Origin of the sequence: Chromobacterium alticapitis, from assembly GCF_002924365.1 — a bacterium.
In the GTDB taxonomy this organism is placed as follows: Bacteria; Pseudomonadota; Gammaproteobacteria; order Burkholderiales; family Chromobacteriaceae; genus Chromobacterium; species Chromobacterium alticapitis.
In genome coordinates this window covers 1-1,216 of record NZ_PQWB01000146.1, presented here as the reverse complement: position 1 = coordinate 1,216, position 1,216 = coordinate 1, and the positions used below count along the sequence as shown (strand labels likewise).

Genomic DNA, 1,216 nt, shown 5'->3' with positions numbered 1-1,216 from the left:
TGCAAGAATGGCTGGAAGGCATCAGCGTGACGGAAGCTGCCCGTAAGCTGGGAGTGACCCGGGCCGCCTTGTCGCGGATCTTGCACGGCCACGCTGGTATCAGCGCAGATATGGCGTTGCGCCTAGCCGAGTCCCTGGAGACGAGTCCAGAGTTGTGGCTCGGCATGCAGACTGCCTGGGAGCTTTGGCAGGCCAAGCAGAAGCCGCGGCCGCATGTCGAAAAGCTCTTGCCAGCCTGACCCATTTCCAGCGCGATGGCGGTGCCCTACTTGGCTGCCTTAGACCGGCAAGCCATGCTCGATGGACGCGAGCACTCGCTGAGCCAGTCCGCCTCCTAATTCCGTATCCATCAGCGAGAGCGGGGATGCGTTCAGCGTGATGTTGTGTTGCTGGAGCCAGGCTCCCGCCAGCTTCTTGTTTCCCAGGATGCTTTCAGCAGTGCGGCCGATCCTCATGATGCGAAGCAGCTTTTCGCTGGCGGGCGAGTCTAGCAGGCGTTGCCGGCTGATTCGGTGAGATGCTCGTTGTGGCGATAGGCCGAGTATCAGGCATAGATGTTTGATGGGGATGCCAAACTCTTCGCTGACAGCGTGAATAGCTGTAGCAGGTAGCCCTTGGCGGATCATCTCGATTTGGGTGTTGGTGGGGAGGGTCAGCCACGCTGTGATTGCCGCGGCGCCTGTCGAGGGGTATTCCATGTCCGCTTCCTCCTGAGTTCGTTTTTCGCTGGGTTAGCTGGGGTGCTCCACCTCGCAGGCTTTGTCGCGGGTGGGGGCTGCAGCGTGTTTATGAAAAATTATGGGAATCCCATAATTATTGGTTTCCCATAATTTTCATAATTTGCTCAAGCCAGGCTTGCAGCTACATCCGCGCGCCAAAACACATACTCGTCCCCGCAATTCTCCATTGGCCCATAGAGGGGACATAGTCCTTGTTTAACCAAGTGTCTGGCGGCCTGTCGCACCGGTTTGTTGACCATTTCCGCCAAGTGTTCGCCCCAGATGTAGTCGTTGGTCAACCGTTCCAGCTCCTTGGCCTCGATACCCAGCAGCATCCGCTTCTCATAGCCATACTGTTGCTGGCTAGCGTGGGCATGTCCGGCGCCAATCAGGTGATAGAGCAAGTTGACGTTCATCTGGATGGCAGCTGCCGCCTCCCTGACCGTGAAGAAGCCGCGGGAGCGGCGGTATTGCTCATGCCAGAGCGTGAATTGCTG

At 58.1% G+C, this 1,216-nt stretch carries 3 protein-coding genes; 1 reads left to right on the top strand and 2 read right to left on the bottom strand.

The features are described from left to right. A partial coding sequence (locus C2I19_RS19680; RefSeq protein WP_103904305.1) for a HigA family addiction module antitoxin occupies positions 1–239 on the top strand: 239 nt, incomplete at its 5' end. A 39-nt stretch (positions 240–278) separates the two neighbouring features. On the opposite strand, the gene C2I19_RS19675 is transcribed toward C2I19_RS19680, so the two are convergent. Then, positions 279–698: an Xre family toxin-antitoxin system antitoxin gene (locus C2I19_RS19675; RefSeq protein ID WP_103904304.1), complete on the bottom strand. Its 420-nt coding sequence runs from the start codon at positions 696–698 to the stop codon at positions 279–281. Positions 699–844: 146 nt separating this feature from the next. Then, positions 845–1,216, bottom strand: a 372-nt coding sequence (locus C2I19_RS22125) for a hypothetical protein (RefSeq protein ID WP_158253772.1), incomplete at its 5' end; no start/stop codon positions are given.